Source organism: Amycolatopsis sp. WGS_07 (assembly GCF_045278895.1).
GTDB lineage: Bacteria > Actinomycetota > Actinomycetes > Mycobacteriales > Pseudonocardiaceae > Amycolatopsis.
In genome coordinates, this window is the sequence record NZ_CP136053.1 from 7,413,682 (window position 1) to 7,435,128 (window position 21,447).

General features: G+C 70.8%; 15 protein-coding genes. 14 read left to right on the forward strand and 1 reads right to left on the reverse strand.

All coding sequences use genetic code 11. From position 1 onward, the window contains the following. The first annotated feature begins 6 nt into the window (after window positions 1–6). Genes RPX00_RS34845 through RPX00_RS34860 form a run of 4 tightly spaced genes read left to right on the forward strand, consistent with a single transcriptional unit; the run spans window position 7 to window position 6,672 of the window. Window positions 7–2,109, forward strand: coding sequence for a hydantoinase/oxoprolinase family protein (locus RPX00_RS34845; RefSeq protein ID WP_406631783.1), 2,103 nt, complete (start codon window positions 7–9; stop codon window positions 2,107–2,109). Then, entirely contained in the window at window positions 2,106–4,124 is a 2,019-nt protein-coding gene (locus tag RPX00_RS34850) for a hydantoinase B/oxoprolinase family protein (RefSeq protein WP_406631784.1), read from the forward strand. The genes RPX00_RS34845 and RPX00_RS34850 overlap by 4 nt, the downstream gene beginning before the upstream one ends. Next, entirely contained in the window at window positions 4,121–5,719 is a 1,599-nt protein-coding gene (locus RPX00_RS34855; protein WP_406631786.1) for a class I adenylate-forming enzyme family protein, read from the forward strand. Before RPX00_RS34850 ends, RPX00_RS34855 begins: the two co-directional genes overlap by 4 nt. Beyond that, window positions 5,716–6,672, forward strand: coding sequence for a cyclase family protein (locus RPX00_RS34860; RefSeq protein WP_406631788.1), 957 nt, complete (start codon window positions 5,716–5,718; stop codon window positions 6,670–6,672). The genes RPX00_RS34855 and RPX00_RS34860 overlap by 4 nt, the downstream gene beginning before the upstream one ends. Window positions 6,673–6,699: 27 nt before the next feature. On the opposite strand, the gene RPX00_RS34865 is transcribed toward RPX00_RS34860, so the two are convergent. Then, window positions 6,700–7,104 (reverse strand): hypothetical protein, encoded by a 405-nt coding sequence (locus RPX00_RS34865; protein WP_406631790.1) that lies wholly within the window; start codon window positions 7,102–7,104, stop codon window positions 6,700–6,702. 262 nt (window positions 7,105–7,366) lie between these two features. On the opposite strand from RPX00_RS34865, the gene RPX00_RS34870 reads away from it, so the two are divergent. From RPX00_RS34870 to RPX00_RS34915, 10 genes are all read left to right on the forward strand, one after another. Further along, window positions 7,367–7,867, forward strand: a complete 501-nt coding sequence (locus RPX00_RS34870) for a thiolase C-terminal domain-containing protein (RefSeq protein ID WP_406631792.1) — start codon at window positions 7,367–7,369, stop codon at window positions 7,865–7,867. Window positions 7,868–7,872: 5 nt separating this feature from the next. Beyond that, window positions 7,873–9,180 carry a TIGR03620 family F420-dependent LLM class oxidoreductase gene (locus tag RPX00_RS34875; RefSeq protein WP_406643196.1) on the forward strand — a complete coding sequence of 436 codons (1,308 nt, stop codon included), beginning with the start codon at window positions 7,873–7,875 and terminating at the stop codon, window positions 9,178–9,180. After that, window positions 9,177–12,629 (forward strand): indolepyruvate ferredoxin oxidoreductase family protein, encoded by a 3,453-nt coding sequence (locus tag RPX00_RS34880; protein WP_406631794.1) that lies wholly within the window; start codon window positions 9,177–9,179, stop codon window positions 12,627–12,629. Before RPX00_RS34875 ends, RPX00_RS34880 begins: the two co-directional genes overlap by 4 nt. Continuing rightward, window positions 12,623–13,987, forward strand: a complete 1,365-nt coding sequence (locus RPX00_RS34885) for an FAD-binding oxidoreductase (protein WP_406631796.1) — start codon at window positions 12,623–12,625, stop codon at window positions 13,985–13,987. Before RPX00_RS34880 ends, RPX00_RS34885 begins: the two co-directional genes overlap by 7 nt. Continuing rightward, window positions 13,969–14,955 (forward strand): alcohol dehydrogenase catalytic domain-containing protein, encoded by a 987-nt coding sequence (locus tag RPX00_RS34890; RefSeq protein ID WP_406631798.1) that lies wholly within the window; start codon window positions 13,969–13,971, stop codon window positions 14,953–14,955. Before RPX00_RS34885 ends, RPX00_RS34890 begins: the two co-directional genes overlap by 19 nt. Next, on the forward strand, window positions 14,952–16,181 hold the full coding sequence (locus RPX00_RS34895; RefSeq protein WP_406631799.1) for a CoA transferase: 1,230 nt from the start codon (window positions 14,952–14,954) through the stop codon (window positions 16,179–16,181). The genes RPX00_RS34890 and RPX00_RS34895 overlap by 4 nt, the downstream gene beginning before the upstream one ends. Before the next feature lie 2 nt (window positions 16,182–16,183). Next, a complete protein-coding gene (locus RPX00_RS34900; RefSeq protein ID WP_406643197.1) occupies window positions 16,184–17,644 on the forward strand; it encodes an aldehyde dehydrogenase in 1,461 nt (486 codons plus the stop codon). Between the two features lie 62 nt (window positions 17,645–17,706). Then, a complete protein-coding gene (locus RPX00_RS34905) occupies window positions 17,707–19,311 on the forward strand; it encodes a hypothetical protein (RefSeq protein WP_406631801.1) in 1,605 nt (534 codons plus the stop codon). Beyond that, window positions 19,308–20,180, forward strand: a complete 873-nt coding sequence (locus tag RPX00_RS34910) for a TIGR03621 family F420-dependent LLM class oxidoreductase (protein WP_406631802.1) — start codon at window positions 19,308–19,310, stop codon at window positions 20,178–20,180. Before RPX00_RS34905 ends, RPX00_RS34910 begins: the two co-directional genes overlap by 4 nt. Window positions 20,181–20,185: 5 nt before the next feature. Then, window positions 20,186–21,403 carry an acyl-CoA dehydrogenase family protein gene (locus RPX00_RS34915; RefSeq protein WP_406631804.1) on the forward strand — a complete coding sequence of 406 codons (1,218 nt, stop codon included), beginning with the start codon at window positions 20,186–20,188 and terminating at the stop codon, window positions 21,401–21,403. Window positions 21,404–21,447: the final 44 nt, after the last annotated feature.

Below are 21,447 nucleotides of genomic sequence, written 5' to 3' on the forward strand. Positions count from 1 at the left end.
AGGACAATGACGTTGCGTTCCGAAGTCACGTTTCAGATCGGGTGCGACATCGGCGGTACGTTCACCGACGTCGTCGCGCTCGCCTCGGACGGACAGTCCTATGCGGACAAGTCCGACACCGTCCCGGACGACCTCGCCGCGGGATTGCTTGCCGCACTGGAGAATCTCGCCGGTCGCGTCGGACTTCCGCTGACTGAACTGCTCGCGGCGACGACGCGGTTCGTGAACGGCACGACCGTGGTGACCAACGCGGTCGCCGAGTTGCGAGGCGCGAAAGTCGGCCTGATCACCACGCAGGGCTTCGGCGACAACCTGCTGATCGCGCGTTCGGCCCGCAACGCGCACCGCGATCACCACAAGCAGCTCAGCCTTCCGCAGATCGTCGCCCGCGAGAACGTGGTCGAGGTGGCCGAACGGATCGACCGCAAGGGCCGGGTCGTCGTTCCGCTGACCGAGCGGCGGGCGCGCGAGGCCGTGGAAGCGCTGGTGGCCGCGGGCGTCGAGTCGATCGCGGTGTCCCTGTTGTGGGGCTTCGCGAACCCGGAACACGAGGAACTGCTCGCCTCGATCGTCGAAGCCGAGCATCCGGAGCTGTTCTTGAGCGTCGCGTCGCGGCTGCACCCGGTGATCCGGGAGTACGAGCGGACGATGACCACGGTGCTCAACGCGTTCACCGGGATCCGGGTCGCCGAGTACACCGAGCGGATCGAGCGCGAGCTGGCGGCGCGCGGGCTGCGCGAACCGGTCGCGTTCATGCAGGGCTTCGGCGGCACGTCGAGCGCGGCGGAAGCCCAGCAGCGGCCGATCACGCTCATCGACTCCGGCCCGGCGGGCGGCGTGATCGGCGCGCGGGCGCTGGCCGACCGGCTCGGTCTCAAGGACATCGTCACCGCGGACATGGGCGGCACGTCGTTCGACGTTTCGGTGCTGCGCGACGCGACTCCGAACGTCACCCGGCGGGTGATGCTGGGGGAGCGGTTCCTGACCGCGCTGTCCAAGATCGACGTGCTGCCGATCGGCACCGGCGGCGGGAGTATCGCGTGGCTGGACTCACGCGGAGTTCCGCAGGTCGGGCCGCACAGCGCGGGAGCCGTGCCGGGGCCGATCTGCTACGGCAAGGGTGGCGCCCGGCCGACGGTGACCGACGCGTCCGCGGTGCTCGGGCTGCTGGATTCCGGGTCCTTTCTGGACGGTCGTCGTGCGCTGGACACGGACAGCGCCGGTGAAGCCCTCGCCCGCGAGATCGGGAAACCGCTGGACGTGGACGCGGTTCAGGCCGCGGCGGCGGTGCACCGGATGGTGGTCGCGGACATGGGCAACGCGGTCCGCGCCGTGACGGTGGAGCGTGGACACGACCCGCGCGGGTTCGCGATGGTGGCCTTCGGCGGCGCGCTCGGCCTGTTCGCCGCGGACATCGCTCGTTCGGTCGGCATCCGGCGGATCGTGATCCCGGCCGAAGCCGCGGTGTTTTCCGCGCGTGGGCTGCTTTCCAGCGACGACGTGCGCACCCGCGCGCGGTCGGTGATGTGGCAAGGCGGCGGCGCCGAGGCGGTGCATGCCGCGTTGAAGGAGCTAGACGCGGAATTGGTCGGGGCGTTGCACGCCGCGGGCTATTCGGACGACCGGATCGACGTCCGCTGGGAGGGCGACTTCAAGTTCCTTGGCCAGCAATGGGAACTGCGGGTGCCGATCCCGCGCCGCGTCGATTTCGGCGAAGCGGATCTGGTCGCGATCCAGGACGGTTTCGCCGCGCGTTACGAGCGGGAGTACGGCGAGGGCACGGCTTGGGTGGGCAGTCCGGTGGTGCTGATGTCGGTGCGGGTCACCGCGACCGGCCGGGTCGGCTTCTTCGAACCAGCGAAGCAGGAACTGACCGACGTCGTCGTCGAACCGGTCGGCCGCAGGCGGATCCAGCGCGCCGGAGAGTCCGAAGTGGACGTCTACGACGCGCGACGGATCGCCGCCGGGGCCAGGATTTCCGGCCCGGCGCTGATCGAACACTCGCTTACCACCGTTTCGCTGCCCGAGGGCTGGGAGCTGAACGTGGACGGCTGGGGCAACTACCTGCTGACCGATACCGACCGGACCACCGGGGAGGAAACCGCATGACCGCCGCCGCGACCGGGCTCGACCCGGTGGACGTCGAAATTCTCGCCAAGGCACTGGACAACGTCGCCGCGGAAATGGGCGTGGTGATGATGCGCGCCTCCGGCAGTCCCGCGATCGCGGAGGCGGTGGACTTCTCCACCTTCATCGCCGACGCCGAGGGCGACATCATCAGCTACGCCGGCTACATCACGATGTACCTCGGCGCGGCCCGCCAGGCGGTCCGGCACCTCCTCGCGACGTATCCCCGCGAGCAGATCCGGCCGGGGGACATGTTCCTCTGCAACGACCCGTTCACCACCGGCAACGCGCACGCCGTCGACGTCGGCGTGGTCCGGCCGATCTTCTTCGGCGAGCAACTGGTGGCGTGGTGCTGGGCCGAGGCGCACGTCAACGATTTCGGCGGCGCCGCTCCGGGCGGGATGGACCCGACGGCGACCGAGGTCTACGGCGAAGCGCTGCGGCTGCCCGGGGTGAAGATCGTCGACCAGGGGCGTCCGGTCGAGGACGTGTGGCGGATCATCGAGACCAACATCCGGGTGCCGGAGCTGGTGCTCAACGACATCCGGTGCTTCATCGCGGCCTGCCACCGCTGCGACGAACGGCTGCAGGCGCTCGTCGCGCAGTACGGCGCCGACACTTTCCGCCGGTACGTCGAGGCCGCCAAGGACCTGGCCGAGCAGGCAGTCCGGCGCAGGATCGCGGACCTGCCGAAGGGCACGTTCACCGCGGAGGAATTCGCCGAGCACAACGGGCACGCCGACGAGCTGTACCCGATCCGCTGCACGCTCACCGTCAGCGAGGACGCACTGCGGTTCGACCTGACCGAGTCCGCGCCGCAGACCGACGGCTTCATCAACGTCAGCGCGGCGACCACCCTGGGCGCGGTCGTGTCGCCGCTGCTGATCACCCTGCTGCCGGATCTGCCGATCAACCAGGGCACGCTGCGCCCGATCGAGGTGGTCACGAAGCCGGGCACGATCTGCGACGCGCGCCAGCCCGCGCCGATGGGGGCCGGGCACATCGAGACCGGCTTCCGGATCGGGAAGGTGGTCACGCGGCTGCTCGCCGATCTCCAGGCGGGCAGCGAGAACGCCTTCGTCCGCGAGCACGTGACGGCTCCGTGGCAGGACTCGTGGAGCGCCAGTTTCTTCTACGCTCCCGACGAATCCGGCCGGCTCGTGCCGTTCCCGGACATGAACGGCGGCGGCAGCGGCGCGGGCGCGCAGGCGATCGCGGACGGCATGGACGTCAGCGGCGTGCTCGCCCAGCCGCAGAACAGCATCCCGGACATCGAGATCAACGAACTCGCCTATCCGGTGCTGTACCTGTGGCGCAAGCTCAACCCGAACTCCGGCGGACCGGGCCGGACCCGGGGCGGCGCGGGCATCGACCTCGCGTTCACGCCGTGGTACACGCCGGGCGGCCAGGAGCACGTCATGGCGGCCTGCTGGCAGGTTCCGCCGTCCGGGGTCTTCGGCGGCTATCCCGGTTCCACGAGCGGTTCGGCGCTGGTCACCGGCGCGCGGGCGGACGAGGCGTTCGGCCGGGGCGAGGTGCCGCGTGGTGTCGAGGACCTCGCTGCCGCCCCGAAACCGTTGCAGGGCAAGCAGTTCGGGCTCTCGGTGGGTGCGGGCGACGTCGTGGTACTGCGGGTCGGCGGCGGTGGCGGCTACGGCGATCCTCTGGAACGCGGGCCGGAGCTGGTCGCGGCGGATGTGCGCGCGGGCGCGGTGACGGCGGACGCGGCGCGGGTTTCCTACGGAGTCGTGCTCGATGCGGCGGGCGATCCCGACGTCGCCGAGACCAGCCGGGAACGGGAACGAATCCGCGCCGGCAGGCGGGAATGGTCCCGGGAGGACGGCTTGGCGGTGCGTCGAAGCCCGGCACACGAACGGCTCGCCGAACGCGGCCAGTGGTGCCAGCCGAGGCCGGGGGTCGAACTCGTGGAGTTCGCCGACCCGGACACCGGAACGCTGCTGCGCGCCGACGTGGTCGTGCACCCGGACGCCCGATGACGAGCCACAACGAAAGGCGGAACGACGTGGTTTCCCCGGAGACTTTCCCGGACGCGCTGGCGGCGCTGGCGAAGCTGTTTCCCGGCGAGGAGGCGGTGGTCGCGCCCGAGGGCCGGCTGACCTTCGCCGAGTTCGCCCGGCGCTGCGACGACCTGGCGGGCGCGTTCCGCGCGGCGGGGTTGCGGGCGGGGGAGCGGGTGGGGATCCTGCTGCCGAACGGGCTGCGCTGGCTGGCGACGATGCTCGGCGCCCAGCGCGCCGGGCTGGTCGCGGTGCCGGTCAACACCTGGTACCGGTCGGCGGAGCTGGCGCATCTGGTCGGCACCGCTGACCTGCGCCTGGTGGTCACCGAAGAGCAGGTGTTCGGCAAGGACATGCTCGCCGAACTCACCGCCGCCGGGCACGGCGAGGTCTTCGAGAACGGAGCACGCGCCGAGGGGTACCTGGGCGCGGTGTTCTGGCCGTCCGCCGAGCCGTTCCCGTCCGGGCTCGAGCCCGCCCCGGCTCCGGAGCGCAGTGCGGGACCGGACGACCTCGCGATGATCCTTTACACCAGCGGCAGCACGGCGTTGCCGAAGGCGGTTCCGCTGGAACACGGCAAGCTGCTGCGCAACGGGTACGAGATGGGCGAGCGGATGCACGTCGGGCCGGGCGACCGGCTGTGGTTCGCGATGCCGTTGTTTTTCGGCTACGGGGCCTGTAACGCACTGCCCGTCGCACTGAGCCACGGGTTGACCTTGTGCATCGAGGAGAAGGTCGACGGCGACGCGTCGCTGGCCTTCATCGAGCGCGAACGGTGCACTGTCTCTTATGGACTCGCGACGGCGGTCCGGGCGCTGCTGGCCGCGCCGAGCTTCGGCACCCGGGACATCTCCTCGCTGCGCACCGGACCGGTCGGGTTCAACGCCGAGGACAAACGCCTGGCCATCGAAGGGCTGGGCATCACCGAGGCGTGCAGCGCCTACGGGCTGACCGAGTCCTACGGCTTCGTGACCATGACCGACGCGAGCGACCTGCCGGAAGTCAAGCTGCACACCCAGGGCAGGCGGCTGCCGACCCAGGAGATCCGCATCGTGGACAAGTCCGGTGCGGAGTGCCCGCCCGGGGTCAGCGGCGAGATCGAGATCCGGGGCTGCGTCATCGACGGCTACCTCAGCGGATCGGACGTCAGCGGCGGCACGCATTCCCCGGACGGCTGGTTCCGCACCGGCGACCTCGGGTCGGTCGACGCGGACGGACGGCTGTCGTTCGGCGGCCGCTGGAAGGAAATGCTCAAGATCAAGGGCATCAACGTCGCGCCGGTGGAGATCGAGGGCATCCTCGGCGAGCACGCCGAGGTCGACCAGGCATACGTCTTCGGACTGTCCACTCCGGACGGCGACCAGGAGATGGCCTGCGTCGTCGTCGCGGACGAGCGCAGCGGCGCCGACGGAACCGAACTGGCGGACCGGCTGCGGGAATACGTCCGGTCCCGGGCCGCGAGCTACAAGGTGCCCGCCCGGGTCGTGGTGCTGGATTCGGCCGCGGTGCCGCAGACGCACACCGGGAAGGTCAGCAAGCTCAAACTGCGCGAGATGCTGGAGGCAGCGGGATGACCGGGCGGCGCACCCCGGCGTTCGCGGACCTGCCGACGCTGCCGGATCGCGACGAGCACCACGCGTGGGACGTGTGGGGGCGCACGGACGAAATCGGCACGCTCAACCTGATCGGGCCGCGGCAGCGGCTCGCCGCGGCGAAGACGGTGCGCAGCGGGCGGATGATCTCGCTGACCCTGCCGTTGAACGAGCCCGACCCCGGGCTGTTCGACGAACGCGAGCTGTTCCGGCACGTCGTGGAGGACACCGCGGCCGGGCACGACGACCGGCTGGACGGGTTCTACCTGCAGGGTTCCTCGCAGTGGGACGGGCTGCGGCACATCAAGGCCGGACGGCACGGCTACTGGGGCGGTCGCAGCGAGACCGACCTGGCGACCAGCGAGGCACTGGGCGTCGACCGGTGGGCTGAACACGGCTTCGGCGGGCGAGGGGTGCTGCTCGACGTCGCCGGCCACCTGGCGGCGCGAGGCACGCCGCTCGCACCGGACGAGCCGACGGAGATCACCGCCGCGCTGCTCGACGAAGTCGCCGACGCGCAGGGAACCGTCTTCGAATCCGGGGACATTCTCGTGGTCCGCACCGGATGGACGGAGTGGTACCGGCAGCTGCCGGAGCGGGACCGGGCCGCGATGCGCGGGACGATCGGCACCGGGTTCGCCTGCCCCGGACTGGAGTCGGCGAAGGACATGGCCGGCTACCTCTGGGACCGGGAATTCTCCGCGGTCGCGATGGACAACGTCGGCGTCGAAGTCTTCCCGGTGGACCGGGACAAGGGCTTCCTGCACCGGCGGCTGATCGCCTTGCAGGGCATGCCGCTGGGCGAGCTGTGGCTGCTGGACCGGCTCGCGCGGGCGTGCGCGGAGCGGGGGAGCCACGAGTTCCTCCTGGTCTCCGGGGTGCTGCCGCTGCCGCGCGGGGTCGGCAGCCCCGCCAACGCGCACGCGATTCTCTGACGTTTCGAGAAAGGAAAGACCATGCCGCTAGGACCGGTACGCCAGGTGGCGATAGTCGGGATCGGCATCACCGAGCTGTCCAGGAAATCCGCGCGCAGCGGTCTCGACCTGGCCGCCGAGGCGCTCCAGCTCGGACTGGACGACGCCGGGCTTAGCGCCGGGGACGTGGACGGGCTGTTCACGAACGTCGGCTATCCGCTGTCGATCGATTACGACCGGATGGCGGAGGCGTTCGGACTGCGGATCCGTGCCGCCGTGCAGACCTGGAGCCACGGCCGCTTCGTCGGTCCGGCGCTGCAAGCCGCCGCCCAGGCCGTGGCGCTCGGCACCACGGAAGTGGCCGCTTGCCTGGCCGGAGTGTCTTTCTCCGGGCTGGGCATGGTCGGCGGCGCGGGCGACGCGGAAGGCCTGCGGCAAGGCGGCGGCTCGCACGGGGAACTGCCGCACTACGGTATGACCGCTCCCGGCGCGGGCGCGGCGATGGCGTTCCGCCGGTACTGCGAGCGGTATGGCGTCGACCCCGCGCTGATCTCCGCGGTGCCGATGGCGATGCGCCGTCATGCCCGGCTGAACCCGAACGCGCAGATGACCAAGCCGTTGGAACAGGCGGATTACGACGCGCAGCCGTACATCGTGGAACCCTTGCGCCGTCCGGACTTCTGCACTGCTCAGCGACGGCGGTGCCTGCCTGCTGGTGACCACTGTGGAGCGAGCGCGCGATCTGCGGCAGCCCGCGGTGATCGTCTCCGGAATGCAGGGCCTGCGCGCCGGCCGGGACGAGTTCATCTTCGCGCCGCCCGGGCTGGGCGTGTTCACCCAAGGCGACGAGCGCCGGGTCGAGGACCATCCGGTCTACGCGATGGCGGGGCTGTCCGGGCCGGGCGACGTGGACTCGCTGCAGCTCTACGACGCCTTCTCGCCCAACGTGGTGTTCGTGCTGGAGCGGTTCGGCTTCACCGGCGAAGGCCAAGCCCTCGAATGGCTCCAGAACGGCCGTATCGAACTCGGCGGAGAGCTGCCGGTCAACACCGCGGGCGGCCTGCTGTCCGAGGCGCACCTGTGCGGCTGGGGGCACATGGCCGAGGCGGTCCGCCAGATCCGCGGCCAGGCCGGCGACCGCCAAGTGACCGGATGCGAGGTCGTCCAGTGGGCGACGCCGTTCGGCGATTCGACTGTCTTCACGAAGGACCGGTGACCAAGATGACCGCTACGCGACCTATTCCGCTTCGCTACCCCGAGGACGTCGAACACCTCGACGGCGCGGCTCGCGGCGAACTGCGCGTCCCGGTGTGCGGTTCGTGCGGCGAGGCGTTCTGGCCGCCGTCCCCGGTGTGCCCGCGCGATTTCCGCCGCGACGTCGAGTGGACGACCGACGCCGGGACCGGCCGGGTGCACAGCTGGGTGCGGTTCCACAAGCGGTACTTCGAGGGCGACGACGTGCCGTACGTCGTGGTGCAGGTCCGCCTCGACAGCGGCCCGAACCTGACGACGACGTGGACCGGCTCCGGCGATCCCGTGCTCGGAGAACCGGTCGCCGTGTCGTTCCGCGAGGTAGGCGACGGGGTGTGGCTGCCGGAATTCGGGCCGGGGGGAGCAGGCGTGAACCCGTCTCGTGAGCTGGCGGCCCGGATTGGACCGGTCGGCGTGTGGCTGTCCGTCCTGGCGGAGGTTCCCGCCGCCGAGGCCGCGAAGGCGGCTCAGGTGGTCGAGGATCTCGGCTACGGCGCGCTGTGGATCGGGGAATCCCCGGCGCACAAGGAAATCTTCACCAACGCCACGTTGCTGCTGTCGGCGACCACGCGGCTGACCGTGGCTACCGGAGTCGCCACCATCTGGGCCCGGGACGCGGTCGCCACCGAAGGCGCGACCCAGACTCTCGGAGAGGCTTTCCCCGGACGGTTCGTGCTCGGCCTCGGCGCCAGCCACGCGGAAGCCGGGCGCGGGAACGGCCATGACCGGCCGCTGACGGCGTTGCGCGAGTACCTCGATGTGCTGGACAGCGACCGTTACCAGGGGCCGCGGCCGGACCGTGCGGTGCCTCGGGTACTGGCGGCGCTGCGGCCCCGGATGCAGGAACTGGCCCGCGATCGGACCGCCGGGATGCACTCGTTCTTCGTGCCGCCCGCCCATACCGCCGCCGCCCGGGAACGGCTCGGTCCGGAACCGTTGCTCGTTCCGGAACAGGCTGTGGTCGTCGATGCGGACGCTGCGCGGGCGCGCGAGGTGGCGCGGAAGCACGTCGCGACCCGGCTGGCGCTGCGGAATTACGTGAACCACCTGCGTGCCTTGGGTTTCGGGGACGACGACTTCGCCGACGGCGGGAGCGACCGGCTCGTGGACGAGCTGGTCGTCTGCGGTGATCCGCAACTGGTGGCGGCGCGGGTTCGCGAGCATCTCGCCGCGGGCGCCGACCACGTGGCGATCCATCCGTTGACCGGTACGCCGGGTGTCGAGCCGGTGCTGGACCAGCTTCGGGCACTGGCGGCAGAGGGAGGAATCCGGTCGTGACTGATCGTTATCGCGCGGCCGAAGGGCAGTTCCAGCTGACCGGCGTCCAGGCGCTGGCCCGGCTGCCCTTCGAGGTACGCCGCGCCGACCGGCGGGCGGGGCTGCGGACGGCGGCGTTCGTCTCCGGCTACGAGGGCTCGCCGCTCGGGGGATACGACCTCGAACTGGGCAAACAGGCCGAGCTGCTGGCCGAGCACGACATCGTGTTCAAGCCGGGCGTCAACGAGGAACTGGCCGCCACGGCGGTGCAGGGCGCGCAGCTGGCGGCCAAGTCGGAGAACCGGCGCGTCGACGGCGTGACCGGCTACTGGTACGGCAAGTCCCCGGGCCTCGACCGGGCGTCGGATGCCTTGCGGCACAACAACCTCATGGGCACCCACCGCCTCGGCGGCGCGCTGGCGCTGGTCGGCGACGACCCGGGCGCGAAATCCTCGACGGTGCCCGGCAGCTCCGAGCTGCTGCTGGCCGACCTCGGCCTGCCGACGCTGTACCCGGCGGACCCGCAGGAGGTCCTCGACCTCGGACAGCACGCGGTCGCGATGTCGCGCGCCTGCGGGCTCTGGGTCGGATTCAAGATCGCCACCAACGTCGCCGACGGGACCGGCACCGTGCGCGTCGATCCCGGCCGGTTCCGGTCTGTCGAACCGGATCCGGTGGTCGACGGGCGGCCGTTCGTCCACGAGATGACCGCCCGGATGCTGCAGCCGGACCTCGGCAGGCTGGAGCGCAGCCGCGACGGCGCGCGGCTCGAACTCGCCCGTCGCTACGCCGCGGCCAACGGGCTGAACACTATCGTCGGCGGCCGCGACGCTCGGATCGGGATCGTCGCCGCGGGCAAGACCTACCACGATCTGCGTCAGGCGCTGGAGATCCTGGGCTTGGACGAGTCCGAAATGGAGCGTCGCGGAGTCCGGTTGCTGCGGCTCGCGATGGTGCACCCGCTCGACCCCGAAATCGTCACCCGGTTCGCGGCGGGACTGCGCGAAATCGTGGTGGTGGAGGAGAAACGTTCCTTCATCGAGACTGCGATCAAGGACTTGCTCTATGGCCGCCCCGACGCTCCTTCGGTCACCGGAAAACGCGGTCCCGACGGCACGGCGCTGGTCCCGGCCGACGGCGAACTGGACCCGGACCGCATCGCCGCGGCGCTCGCGATCCGGTTGCGCGCGCACGGCGGCTTCCCGTCGGTGGAATCCTGGCAGGCCCCGCGACGCACGATCGCGCTCCCGCTCACCGCTCGGACGCCGTACTTCTGCTCGGGCTGCCCGCACAACTCGTCCACGAAGACGCCGGAGGGTTCGCTGGTCGGCGCCGGGATCGGGTGTCACAGCCTCGTTTTGATGACTGGCCGCGAGGACTACGGCGACATCACCGGACTGACCCAGATGGGCGGCGAGGGCACGCAATGGGTCGGCATGTCCCCGTTCGTGCGCAACGAGCACTTGGTGCAGAACCTCGGCGACGGCACCTTTCACCACTCCGGCAGCCTCGCGGTGCGCGCGGCCGTCGCGTCCGGGGTGAACATCACCTACAAGCTGCTGTACAACTCGGCCGTCGCGATGACCGGCGGCCAGCAGCCGACCGGGGTCATGACCGTTCCCCAGGTCATCGCGGCGATGCGGGCCGAGGGCGTGCGCCGGATCATCGTCACCACCGAGGAACCGGCACGGTACCGGCGGGTCCAGCTGGGCCGAGGCGTCCGGGTCTGGCACCGGGACCGGTTGGCCGAAGCGCAGGAGACGCTTGCCCGCGTCCCGGGCGTGACGATGCTGATCCACGACCAGGAATGCGCGACCGAACTGCGCCGCAAACGCAAGCGCGGGCTCGCCCCGGAACCGCCGCAGCACGCCGTGATCAACGAACGCGTCTGCGAGGGCTGCGGAGACTGCGGGGAGAAGTCTAACTGCCTTTCGGTGCAGCCGGTCGACACCGAGTTCGGGCGCAAGACCCGGATCGACCAGTCGTCGTGCAACAAGGATTTCTCCTGCCTGGAAGGGGATTGCCCGTCGTTCCTCACCGTGCTTCCCGGCAAGAGCGCGGGGAAGCGGCCGCTCGCCGAACCTCTGGCGGACCCGCTGCCGGAACCACAGCGGACGGTCTCGGCTGACCTGTACACCGTGCGGGTGACCGGGGTCGGCGGCTCAGGCGTGGTCACGCTGTCGCAGATCCTCGCGACCGCGGCGAACATCGCCGGACTGCCGGTGCGGTCGCTCGATCAGACCGGGCTCGCGCAGAAGGGCGGCGCGGTCGTCTCCGACGTCAAGATCGGCGCGGCGCACGCGAACAAGGCGAGCGACGGCGAATGCGATCTCTACCTCGGTGCCGACGTGCTCGTCGCCGCGGACCCGCGTTACCTCGCCGTCGCCGATGCGCGCCGGACGACCGCAGTGGTCTCGACGTCGAAGGTCCCGACCGGGGCGATGGTCGCCGACACCAGCGTCACGTTCCCCGAGGAAGCAGCGCTGCTCGACCGGCTCCGCGAAGCGGCCGGAACCGTGACCGCGCTGGACGCCCGGGAAATGGCCGAGGTGTTGTTCGGCCAGGACCAGTACGCCAACCTCCTGCTGACCGGGGTGGCCTACCAGCGCGGTGCGCTTCCGATTCCGGCGTCGGCGATCGAAGAAGCCATCTCTCGCAACGGGGTTCGGGTCGAGACCAACGTGCAGGCGTTCCGCCGCGGTCGGCAATGGGTCGCAGACCGTGCGGCGGTGGAGACTGTGCTCGCCGGTTTGCGCGGAGAACCCGAACCGGAGCCCGCGTTGACTCCGGCGGCCCGCGAACTCCTGGCCACGGTTGGCGAAAGCGCTGAACTCACGCGCTTGCTGCGGGTCCGGGTGCCTGACTTGATCGCGTACCAGAACCTTGCCTACGCGCGGCGCTATGCGGAGCAGGTCGAGCGGGTGCGCCGCGCGGAATCCAGTGCGGTCCCGGGCGCGACGGCGCTGACCGAGGCGGTGGCGCGCAATCTGTACAAGCTGATGGCCTACAAGGACGAGTACGAGGTCGCGCGCCTTTCGCTGGATCCGGCGCAGGAACGCCAGGTCCGCGCGCGGTTCGGCGCTGACGCCCGCATCGCGTACCGGTTGCATCCGCCGGTGCTGAAGGCGCTCGGCATGCGCCGCAAGATCGAACTGGGACCGTGGTTCAAGCCGGTTTTCCGGGTCCTGGTGGCGGGAAGGCGGTTGCGCGGGACGCCGCTGGACCCGTTCGGCCGCGCCGCGGTCCGGCGGCTGGAGCGCGACTTGATCGCTGAGTACGAACGGGTCGTCGGCGAACTGGCCGCGCGGCTGGATCCGGAAAACCACGCGCTGGCAGTGGAAACGGCGCTCTTGCCCGACCTGGTGCGGGGCTATGAGGACGTCAAGCTCGCCACCGTCGCGGAGTACCGGAGCGCGCTTGCTCGGCAGATGGACGACTTCCGTGCGGCGAAAGCAGGTGCGCGGTGCTGAACGAACTGCGTCGGGCGCTGCCTGCTGGCCGGGTCCTCACCGATCCGGACGTCCTCGCCGCCTACGCGCACGACGAGGCAGTGTGGGCCGAGCACGATCTGCCGTCGGCTGTCGTGCGGGCGCATACCGCCGAGGAGATCCAGCAGACCGTGCGGATTTGCCTGCGCCACCGCGTACCGATCGTGCCGCGCGGGGCGGGCACGGGCCTGTCCGGCGGCGCGAACGCGGTCGCGGGCGGGATCGTGCTGTCCACCGAGCGGATGACCGCCATCCGCGAGATCAACACCGCCGAGCGGCTCGCGGTGGCCGAACCCGGCGTCGTGAACGAAACCCTGCGGACGGCGTGCGCGGAACACGGCCTCTGGTACCCGCCGGACCCGGCGAGTGCGCCATGGTCGACCATCGGCGGCAACGTCGCGACCAACGCGGGCGGGCTGTGTTGCGTCAAATACGGCGTCACCCGCGATTACGTGCTCGGGATGGAAGTCGTCACCGGGACCGGGGAACTCGTCCGGCTCGGCCGCCGGACCGCGAAAGGCGTGGCCGGGTACGACCTCGCCGGGCTGATGGTCGGCTCGGAAGGCACGCTCGGCATCGTCACCGAGGTCACCGTGCGGCTGCGCGGCGCACGGGCCGCTGAACGCACGGTCGCCGGGTATTTCCCCAGCCTGTCGGCGGCGGGAGACGCGGTCGCGGCCGTCAGCGAGTCGGGTGTCGTGCCGTCTGCGCTGGAACTGATCGACCGGCACACCCTCGCCGCGGTGGACGACTGGAAGAACATGGGCCTGTCCGCCGAAGCCGAGGCGGTGCTGCTCGGCCGCACCGACGCACCCGGCGAGGACGAGGCGAAGGTGCTGACCGACTGCTTCACCGCGGCCGGCGCGACCTGGGCCGCCGCATCGTCCGATGTGGACGAAGCCGAGGCGCTGTTCGCCGCGCGGCGGCTGGCATATCCGGCGCTCGAACGGCTGGGCCCGGTGCTCACCGAGGACGTCTGCGTGCCCCGCGCGGCGGTGCCGGAGATGCTGCGGCGGATCGAAGCCATCGGCGTCCGCCACGACGTGCGGATCGCGAATGTCGCGCACGCCGGGGACGGCAACCTGCACCCGGTGCTCGTCGTTCCGCCCGAGGAAAGGGCACGAGCGGAGGCCGCGTTCGAGGAGATCCTCGACGAGGCGATCGCGCTCGGCGGCACGGTCACCGGCGAGCACGGCGTCGGCCTGCTCAAACGCGGCGGGCTCGCCCGGGAACTCAGCCCAGCGGTGCTGGCGATGCACGCGGCGGTCAAGAACGCGCTCGATCCGCACGGAATCCTCAACCCGGGCAAGGTGATCGCGTCGTGCGCGCCGTCGTCCTGAGCGCTCCCGGAGAGTTGGCGGTCGCTGAGGTGGACTGTCCGGAACCCGGCAGCGGCGAGGTCCTGGTGAAGGTCGCTGCCTGCGGGGTGTGCGGGCACGACCAGGCCGACCGGGCCGGTTTGCTGACCCTTCCGCTGCCCGCGGTGCTCGGCCACGAGATCGCCGGAACCGTCGTGGCTGGCGGAACCCAGTTCGCGGCAGGGGACCGGGTCGCGGCGAAGCAGTTCGGCACCTGCGGCCGCTGCGAACCGTGCGTGATCGGCGACGAACTGCGCTGTCCGCGGCGTGCGTTCCTCTACGGCGGGTTCGCCGAATACGCCGTCCTGCCGGAATCCGCCCTGCTCCCGGTGCCGGCCGGGGTACCGCTGGCCGAGGCCGCGGTCGTTGCCTGCGCAGTCGGCACCGGACTGCAAGCTCTCCGCCGGGTGGCGCGGGTCAAGCCCGGCGAGACGGTCCTCGTCACCGGAGCCGGTGGCGGGTTGGGGTGGCACGCCGTCCAGGTCGCCGCCGCGCTCGGGGCACGAGTGCTCGCGCTCACTGGGAGCCCGGACAAGGCCGCGCAACTGGGGAATGCCGCTCAGGTGGTGCTCGCCGGAGACACCGCCGGGCAGGACATCCTCGACGCGACTGACGGCCGGGGCGTCGACGTCGTGCTCGACAACACGGGGCGCCAATCCGTGTTCCGCCAAGCTTTCCGTGCCCTCGCCCATGCGGGCCGGTACGTGTTGACCGGGCAGGTCAGCGGGGAGCCGATCCGGGTCCACCCGGCTTTCGTGTTCGAGAAGGAAGCCGTCATCACCGGCTCGGGGTCCACGCTGATGCGCACCTTCGCCGACGCAATGGCCTTGGTCGCGCAGCGCCGGGTGCGACCCGTGGTGACCCCTTACCCGCTCGAAGCCGCGACGCGCGCTTTCGCCGACCGGGTGACCGGGCGGGCTGTGCTGGTTCCTTGTGGAGGAGAGTCGTGACCAGACCGTTGGCCGGTACCCATGTCGTGGAGTGCGCGAGTTTCGTCGCCGGGCCGACCGGAGGCCTGACTCTCGCGCAACTGGGCGCCGACGTCGTCCGCATCGACCCGATCGGCGGCGGCAGCGATTACCTCCGCTGGCCGGTCGCGCCGACGGGGGAGAGCTACTACTGGGCCTCCCTGAACAAGGGCAAGCGCTCAGTCGCGATCGACCTGCGGAATCCGGAAGGCCGCGAACTGGTCCTCGCCCTGGCCACCGCTCCTGGCCGCGATCGCGGAATCCTCATCGACAACGCGGTCGGACGCCCGTGGCTGGCCCGCGAACGGCTGGCCGACCGCCGTGCCGACGTGATTCACGTGCGTGTCCAGGGATATCCGGACGGGCGGCCCGCGGTCGACTACACGGTGAACGCCGAGGTCGGGGTGCCGGGGATCACCGGCAGCGGCGACTGGGCCGCCCCGGTGAACCACGTGCTGCCCGCGTGGGATCTCGTCACCGGCCTGAGCGTCGCGGCCGGTGTGCTTGCCGCGTTGCACCACCGCGACCGCACCGGCGAAGGGTCCTATGTGGAGCTTGCGTTGTCCGATGTGGCTCTCGCCGGGGTCGCCAACCTGGGCTGGCTGTCGGAAGCCGCCGACCGGCAAGGGGAGCGACCCCGGCACGGCAACCACGTCTACGGCAGTTTCGGCGTCGACTTCGCCTGTCGCGACGACGCCCGCGTGATGGTCGTGGCGCTCACCGACGGCCAGTGGCGCGCGTTGCAATCGGCGACCGGGACCGCGGAAGTGTTCACCGCACTGGAAAAGGCACTGCACGCGGACCTGCGCGACGAGGCCGAACGGTACCGCTTGCGCGAGACCATCGCGGCAGTCCTGCGGCCGTGGTTCGCCGCGCGAGACCTCGACGAGGTGGGCAAGGAACTCGACGCCGCCCGCGTCCTGTGGGGCCGCTACCGCGGGATGGCCGACCTCGTGGCCGAACACCGCGAGCAAGCCCACGAGGTACTCGCCGACCTGCAACTGCCCAGCGGCAGCCCGGCCATCACGGCACGGTCGCCGCTGCGCTTCTCCGGCGAGCGCGGTCCCGCCGGAGCGTGCCCGGCGCTCGGCGCGGACACCGATTCCGTACTGGCCGAGGTGCTCGGCCTGACCGCCGCCGAACTCGGCGGACTGCACGACCGGCGGGTCATCGCCGCGCCGGAAAACCCGTACAAGGAGGTACGTTGACCATCGATTCGAGCATCGCCCTCGACCGCACCCGGTTCTTCATCGACGGCGTCTGGACCGAGCCGAAGAGCACCGAGACCCACCTCGCTCTGGAAGCAGCCACCGAGAAACCGCTGGGCCGCGCCGCGCTGGGCTCCGCCGCCGACATCGACGCTGCCGTCCGCGCCGCCCGCCGCGCGCTCGACGAGGGTCCGTGGGGCCGGACCACCGCGGCGGAACGCGCGGCGACGATGCGCCGGTTCGCCGCGGCACTGGCGGCCCGCGCCACCGAGACCGCCACACTCGTCAGCCGGGAGAACGGCATGCCGATCGGGCTGTCGAACGCCTTCAACGGAGACGCGCCGGCCGGGCTGCTGACCATGTACGCGGACCAGATCGAGGCGACCCAGTTGGAGGAAATCCGGCCGAGCGCGTCCGGATCGACGGTCGTGCGCCGCGCTCCGGTGGGCGTGGTCGCGGCGATCACGCCGTGGAACTACCCGCAGGTGCTCGCGATGATGAAGATCGCGCCGGCGCTGGCCGCGGGCTGCACCGTGGTGCTCAAGCCGTCGCCGGAAACCGCGCTCGACGGGTACGTTTTCGCCGACGCCGCCGCGGAAGCCGGGCTGCCGCCGGGCGTGCTCAACATCGTGGTCGCCGGTCGCGAAGCCGGTGCCGCGCTGGTGTCCCATCCGCTGGTGGACAAGGTCGCGTTCACCGGATCCACCGCCGCGGGCCGGACCATCGGCGCGGAATGCGGGCGGCTGATCCGCCGATGCACGCTGGAACTGGGCGGGAAATCGGCGGCCATCGTGCTCGACGACGCGGACCTCGACACCTTCGTCGCCGGTCTCGACAACGCCTGCTTCCAGAACAACGGCCAGACCTGCACGGTCCAGTCGCGCATTCTCGCGCCACGCTCGCGCTACGCCGAGGTGGTCGACGCGGTCGCGCAGTACGCGCGCGAAATGGTGCTGGGCGACCCGCTCGACCCGGCCGTCACGTGCGGCCCGATGGCCAGCAAGGCACAGCTCGACCGGGTCCTCGGCTACCTCGAACTGGGCCGCGCCTCCGACGCCCGGCTGGTGGCGGGCGGCGGCCGCCCCGCCGCGCTGTCCCGCGGCTGGTTCGTGGAGCCCACTGTGTTCGCCGACGTGGACAACCGCGAACGGATCGCGCAGGAGGAGATCTTCGGCCCGGTCGTCACCATCACCCCGTACGAGGACGAGGACGACGCGGTCCGCCTCGCCAACGACAGCGAATACGGGCTCGGCGGCTCGGTCTGGACTGCCGACGAGGACCGCGGCCTCGCCCTCGCCCGCCGCGTGCGGACCGGGACCATCGGCCTCAACTACTACCTCCAGGACCTCGGCGCGCCGTTCGGCGGGATGAAGGGCAGCGGTGTCGGCCGCGAACTCGGGCCCGAGGCGCTCGACAGCTACCTGGAATTCCAGTCCGTCTACGCCAGCGCAGCCCAGCTCTGACCCAGCGCCGCCCCGGGGCCGCACCGTGCGGCCCCGGGGACCGACCGCGGAGGAGAAGATCCGTGTCCCCTGTTCGACGCCTGCGCTCTGTCGCGCTCGCCCTCGCGCTTGTCCTGCCCCTGGCCGCTGTCCCGGACGCTTCCGCAGCCACCCGCTACCGGGTACAGCGGCTGGTCACCGGCACCACGCTGCACTCGCCGAACGGGATCGCCCTGGCCCCGAACGGCGACCTGCTCACCGCCAGCCTGGCCAGTGAAACCATCTCCGCGGTGGACCTGCGCACCGGACGGAACCACACCCTCGTCGGCCCGCGCGAGGGTCGTTCCGACGACCTCGCGGTGGCCCCCTCCGGCGAAATCCTGTGGACCGACCCGGTCGGCGGTGTCGTGAAAGGCCGCGCGCCGGACGGCCGGATCCGCACCGTCGCCCGCGACCTGCCCGGCGTCAACTCCATCGCTTTCGACCGCTCCGGCCAGCATCTGTACGTCGGGCAGCTGACCTTCGCCGACGCGCTGTGGGAGATCGACCCCGCCGGCCAGGCCGCACCCCGCCTCGTCGTGCGCGACCCGGGCGGGCTCAACGCGTTCGCGTTCGGACCGGACGGCATGATCTACGCCCCGCGTTCGAAACACGGGGAAGTAGCCCGGGTCGATCCGCGAACCGGAGCGATTTCGGTGCTGGCCCAAGGATTCCGGCAGCCGGTGTCCGTCCGCTTCGACGCGCGGAACCGCCTCTACGCGCTCGACGGCGCGACCGGTCAGCTGGCCCGGATCGACCCGAACGGCGCCAAGCACACCGTGGCGATGCTGCCCGCCGCGGACGACAACATGATCATCGACTCCACCGGGCACGCTTACGTCAGCAACATGGCCGACAGTTCTGTTTCCCGGGTGGACCTGAACACCGGTGCCGTCCGAGTCATTACGTCGAGCCAGCTCGCTTTCCCCGCAGATCTCGCCTCCGACGGGCGCACGCTCTACATCGCGGACGCGACCGCGCTGCGCACCGTGAACCCGCGTACCGGCGCGGTCGGCGAAATCCAGCGGCGGCTGTCGTCCTCGCTGGAGTTTCCGTCCGGGATCAGCGTCACCGCAGCACATTTCGTGCTCACCTCGGAGCTGATCGGGGCCGTCCAGGTGGTGGACCGCCGGACCGGGAAGGTCGTCCGTGAGGTGCACGGCCTCGACAATCCCGCGGACGCCGTCGAACTTCCCGACGGCAGCCTGGTGATTTCCGAGCCCGCCAACGGAAGGCTGCTGCGCGTCGTCGGCGAGAACGTCCGTCCGCTGGCGGAAAACCTCGGCACGCCAACGGGTCTCGCCGTCGCCAAGCGCGGGACAGTCCTGGTCGCCGATGCTCAGGGCCGGCTCGTCGAGGTCGAACCCGCCTCGGGGAAGGTCGTCGAACGAGCTGCCGGACTCGGCGGACTGCGGGCGGTCGCGGCCCGGCCGGACGGATCGGCCGTCGTGCTCGACGCCACCGGTCACCGCGTGCTTTCGCTGAACCGGCAAGGAAAACCCGAGGTGCTGGCGACCGGGCTCGACGTCGGCTACCTCGACGTCCCGTACGCCCGTTCTGGTGGTCTCGCGCTCGGCGCCGACGGAACTGTCTATGTCGCCGCGGACCGGCACAACGCCGTCGACGCGATCCGGAAGACGCGCGGATGACCGCACGGGAGTTCCGGTTCGGCGTCAACCTGCTGACGCCGTCCTCACGCGCGGAATGGCAGGCGCGGTGCCGGGAAGCCGAAGACCTCGGCTACGACGTCATCGCGGTCGCCGACCATCTCGGCATGCCCGCGCCCTTGCCCGCGCTCGTTTCGGCGGCCGAGGCCACCACCCGGCCGCAGCTCGCGGTGTTCGTGCTCAACTCCGGGTTCTACAACCCGGTGCTGCTGGCCCGCGATCTCGCCGGAACGGACGCGCTTCTCGACGGACGCCTCGAGATCGCGCTCGGAACCGGCTACGTCAAAGCCGAATTCGACCGCGCCGGGATTCCCTGGCGCAGCGCGTCCGAACGGGTCGACCACCTCGAACACACCGTGCTGGAGGTCGGGCGGCTTCTCTCCGACCCGGACCACCGGCCGAGCCCGGTCCGGCGGCCGCCGCTGTGCGTCGCGGGCAACGGCGACCGGGTCCTGCGGATCGCCGCCGAACTCGCCGACATCGTCGCGTTCAGCGGGGCCGCACCCGGGCGACACCCCGGGACGCTCCGGTTCCTCGGCGCGGACGCGCTCGCCGTCCGCGTGGACCACGTGCGGCAAGCGGCCCCGCACCGCTTCGACGGCCTCGAACTCAACCTGCTCGTCCATGCCGTCGCCCTCGACGGCGACCGCCAGTCCGCAGCCGCCCGGCTGCCCCGGTTCGAGGCACAACAGATCGACTTGGCGCAGGTGCCCACTGTCCTTTCCGGACCTCCGGCGGAGATCGCGGAAACCCTTCACCAGCACCGGAAGACGTTCGGCGTCAGCTACGTCACGGTGCCCGAACCGGCGATGCGCGATTTCGCGCGCGTCATCGCCGAAATGAGGAGCTGACCCTGATGGCTCGTTTGGCCCGGACCGCGGGTTTGTCGGATGTGCAGCAGGAGATTCTGTCCACGGTGCGGTCGTTCGTGGACAAGGAGATCATCCCGCACGCGCAGGCTTTGGAGCACGCGGACGAGTATCCGGCGGAGATCGTCGATGCCATGATGGAGATGGGCCTGTTCGGGCTCACCATCCCGGAGGAGTACGGCGGCCTCGGCGAATCGCTGCTGACGTATGCGCTGGTGGTGGAGGAGATCGCGCGGGGCTGGATGAGCGTGTCCGGCGTGATCAACACGCACTTCATCGTGGCGCACATGATCTCCCGTCACGGGACGGACGAGCAGAAGCAGCATTTCCTGCCGCGGATGGCGACCGGCGAGGTGCGGGGCAGCTTCTCGATGTCCGAGCCTGACCTTGGCTCCGACGTGGCGGCGATCAAGACCCGCGCCAAGCGCGAGGGCGACGATTATGTGATCGACGGCGCGAAGATGTGGCTGACCAACGGCGGCTCGTCCAACCTGATCGCTCTGTTGGTCAAGACGGACGAGGCGCCCGCTGGCGGAGCCGGCGATCAGGCACCTGTGAAGGCGCACGATCGACTCACGACGTTCCTGGTGGAGAAGCCGTCCGGGTTCGGCGAGGTCCTTCCCGGGCTGACGATTCCGGGCAAGATCGACAAAATGGGGTACAAGGGCGTGGACACCACCGAGGCGGTGTTCGACGGCTTCCGGATCGGTGCGGACAAGGTGCTGGGCGCCGCGCCGGGCAAGGGTTTCTCGTTCATGATGGACGGGGTCGAGGTCGGCCGGGTGAACGTGGCCGCACGGGCGTGCGGGATCGCGATCCGGGCGTTCGAGCTGGCGGTGGCGTACGCGCAGCAGCGGTCGACGTTCGGGAAGCAGATCGCGCAGCACCAGGCGATCGCGTTCAAGCTCGCGGAGATGGCGACCAAGGTCGAGGCCGCGCATCTGATGATGGTGAACGCGGCGCGGCTCAAGGATTCCGGTGCGCGCAACGACGTCGAGGCCGGGATGGCGAAGCTGATCGCGAGCGAGTACTGCGCCGAGGTGACGCAGGAGGCGTTCCGGATCCACGGCGGTTACGGCTACTCGAAGGAATACGAGATCGAGCGCCTGATGCGCGAGGCCCCGTTCCTGCTGATCGGCGAGGGCACCAGCGAAATCCAGAAAACCATCATCAGCCGGGGCCTCCTGCGGGACTACCAAGCCTGACCGCGGCGGCACGACCGGAATCTCGCGGCGCGCTCTTCTCCGGG

Bases quoted from the DNA above. Each gene is read 5' to 3' on its own strand.
- RPX00_RS34845 (WP_406631783.1), top strand. From the start codon at position 7: ATGACGTTGCGTTCCGAAGTCACGTTTCAGATCGGGTGCGACATCGGC.
- RPX00_RS34850 (WP_406631784.1), top strand. From the start codon at position 2,106: ATGACCGCCGCCGCGACCGGGCTCGACCCGGTGGACGTCGAAATTCTC.
- RPX00_RS34855 (WP_406631786.1), top strand. From the start codon at position 4,121: ATGACGAGCCACAACGAAAGGCGGAACGACGTGGTTTCCCCGGAGACT.
- RPX00_RS34860 (WP_406631788.1), top strand. From the start codon at position 5,716: ATGACCGGGCGGCGCACCCCGGCGTTCGCGGACCTGCCGACGCTGCCG.
- RPX00_RS34875 (WP_406643196.1), top strand. From the start codon at position 7,873: ATGACCGCTACGCGACCTATTCCGCTTCGCTACCCCGAGGACGTCGAA.
- RPX00_RS34910 (WP_406631802.1), top strand. From the start codon at position 19,308: ATGACCGCACGGGAGTTCCGGTTCGGCGTCAACCTGCTGACGCCGTCC.
- RPX00_RS34915 (WP_406631804.1), top strand. From the start codon at position 20,186: ATGGCTCGTTTGGCCCGGACCGCGGGTTTGTCGGATGTGCAGCAGGAG.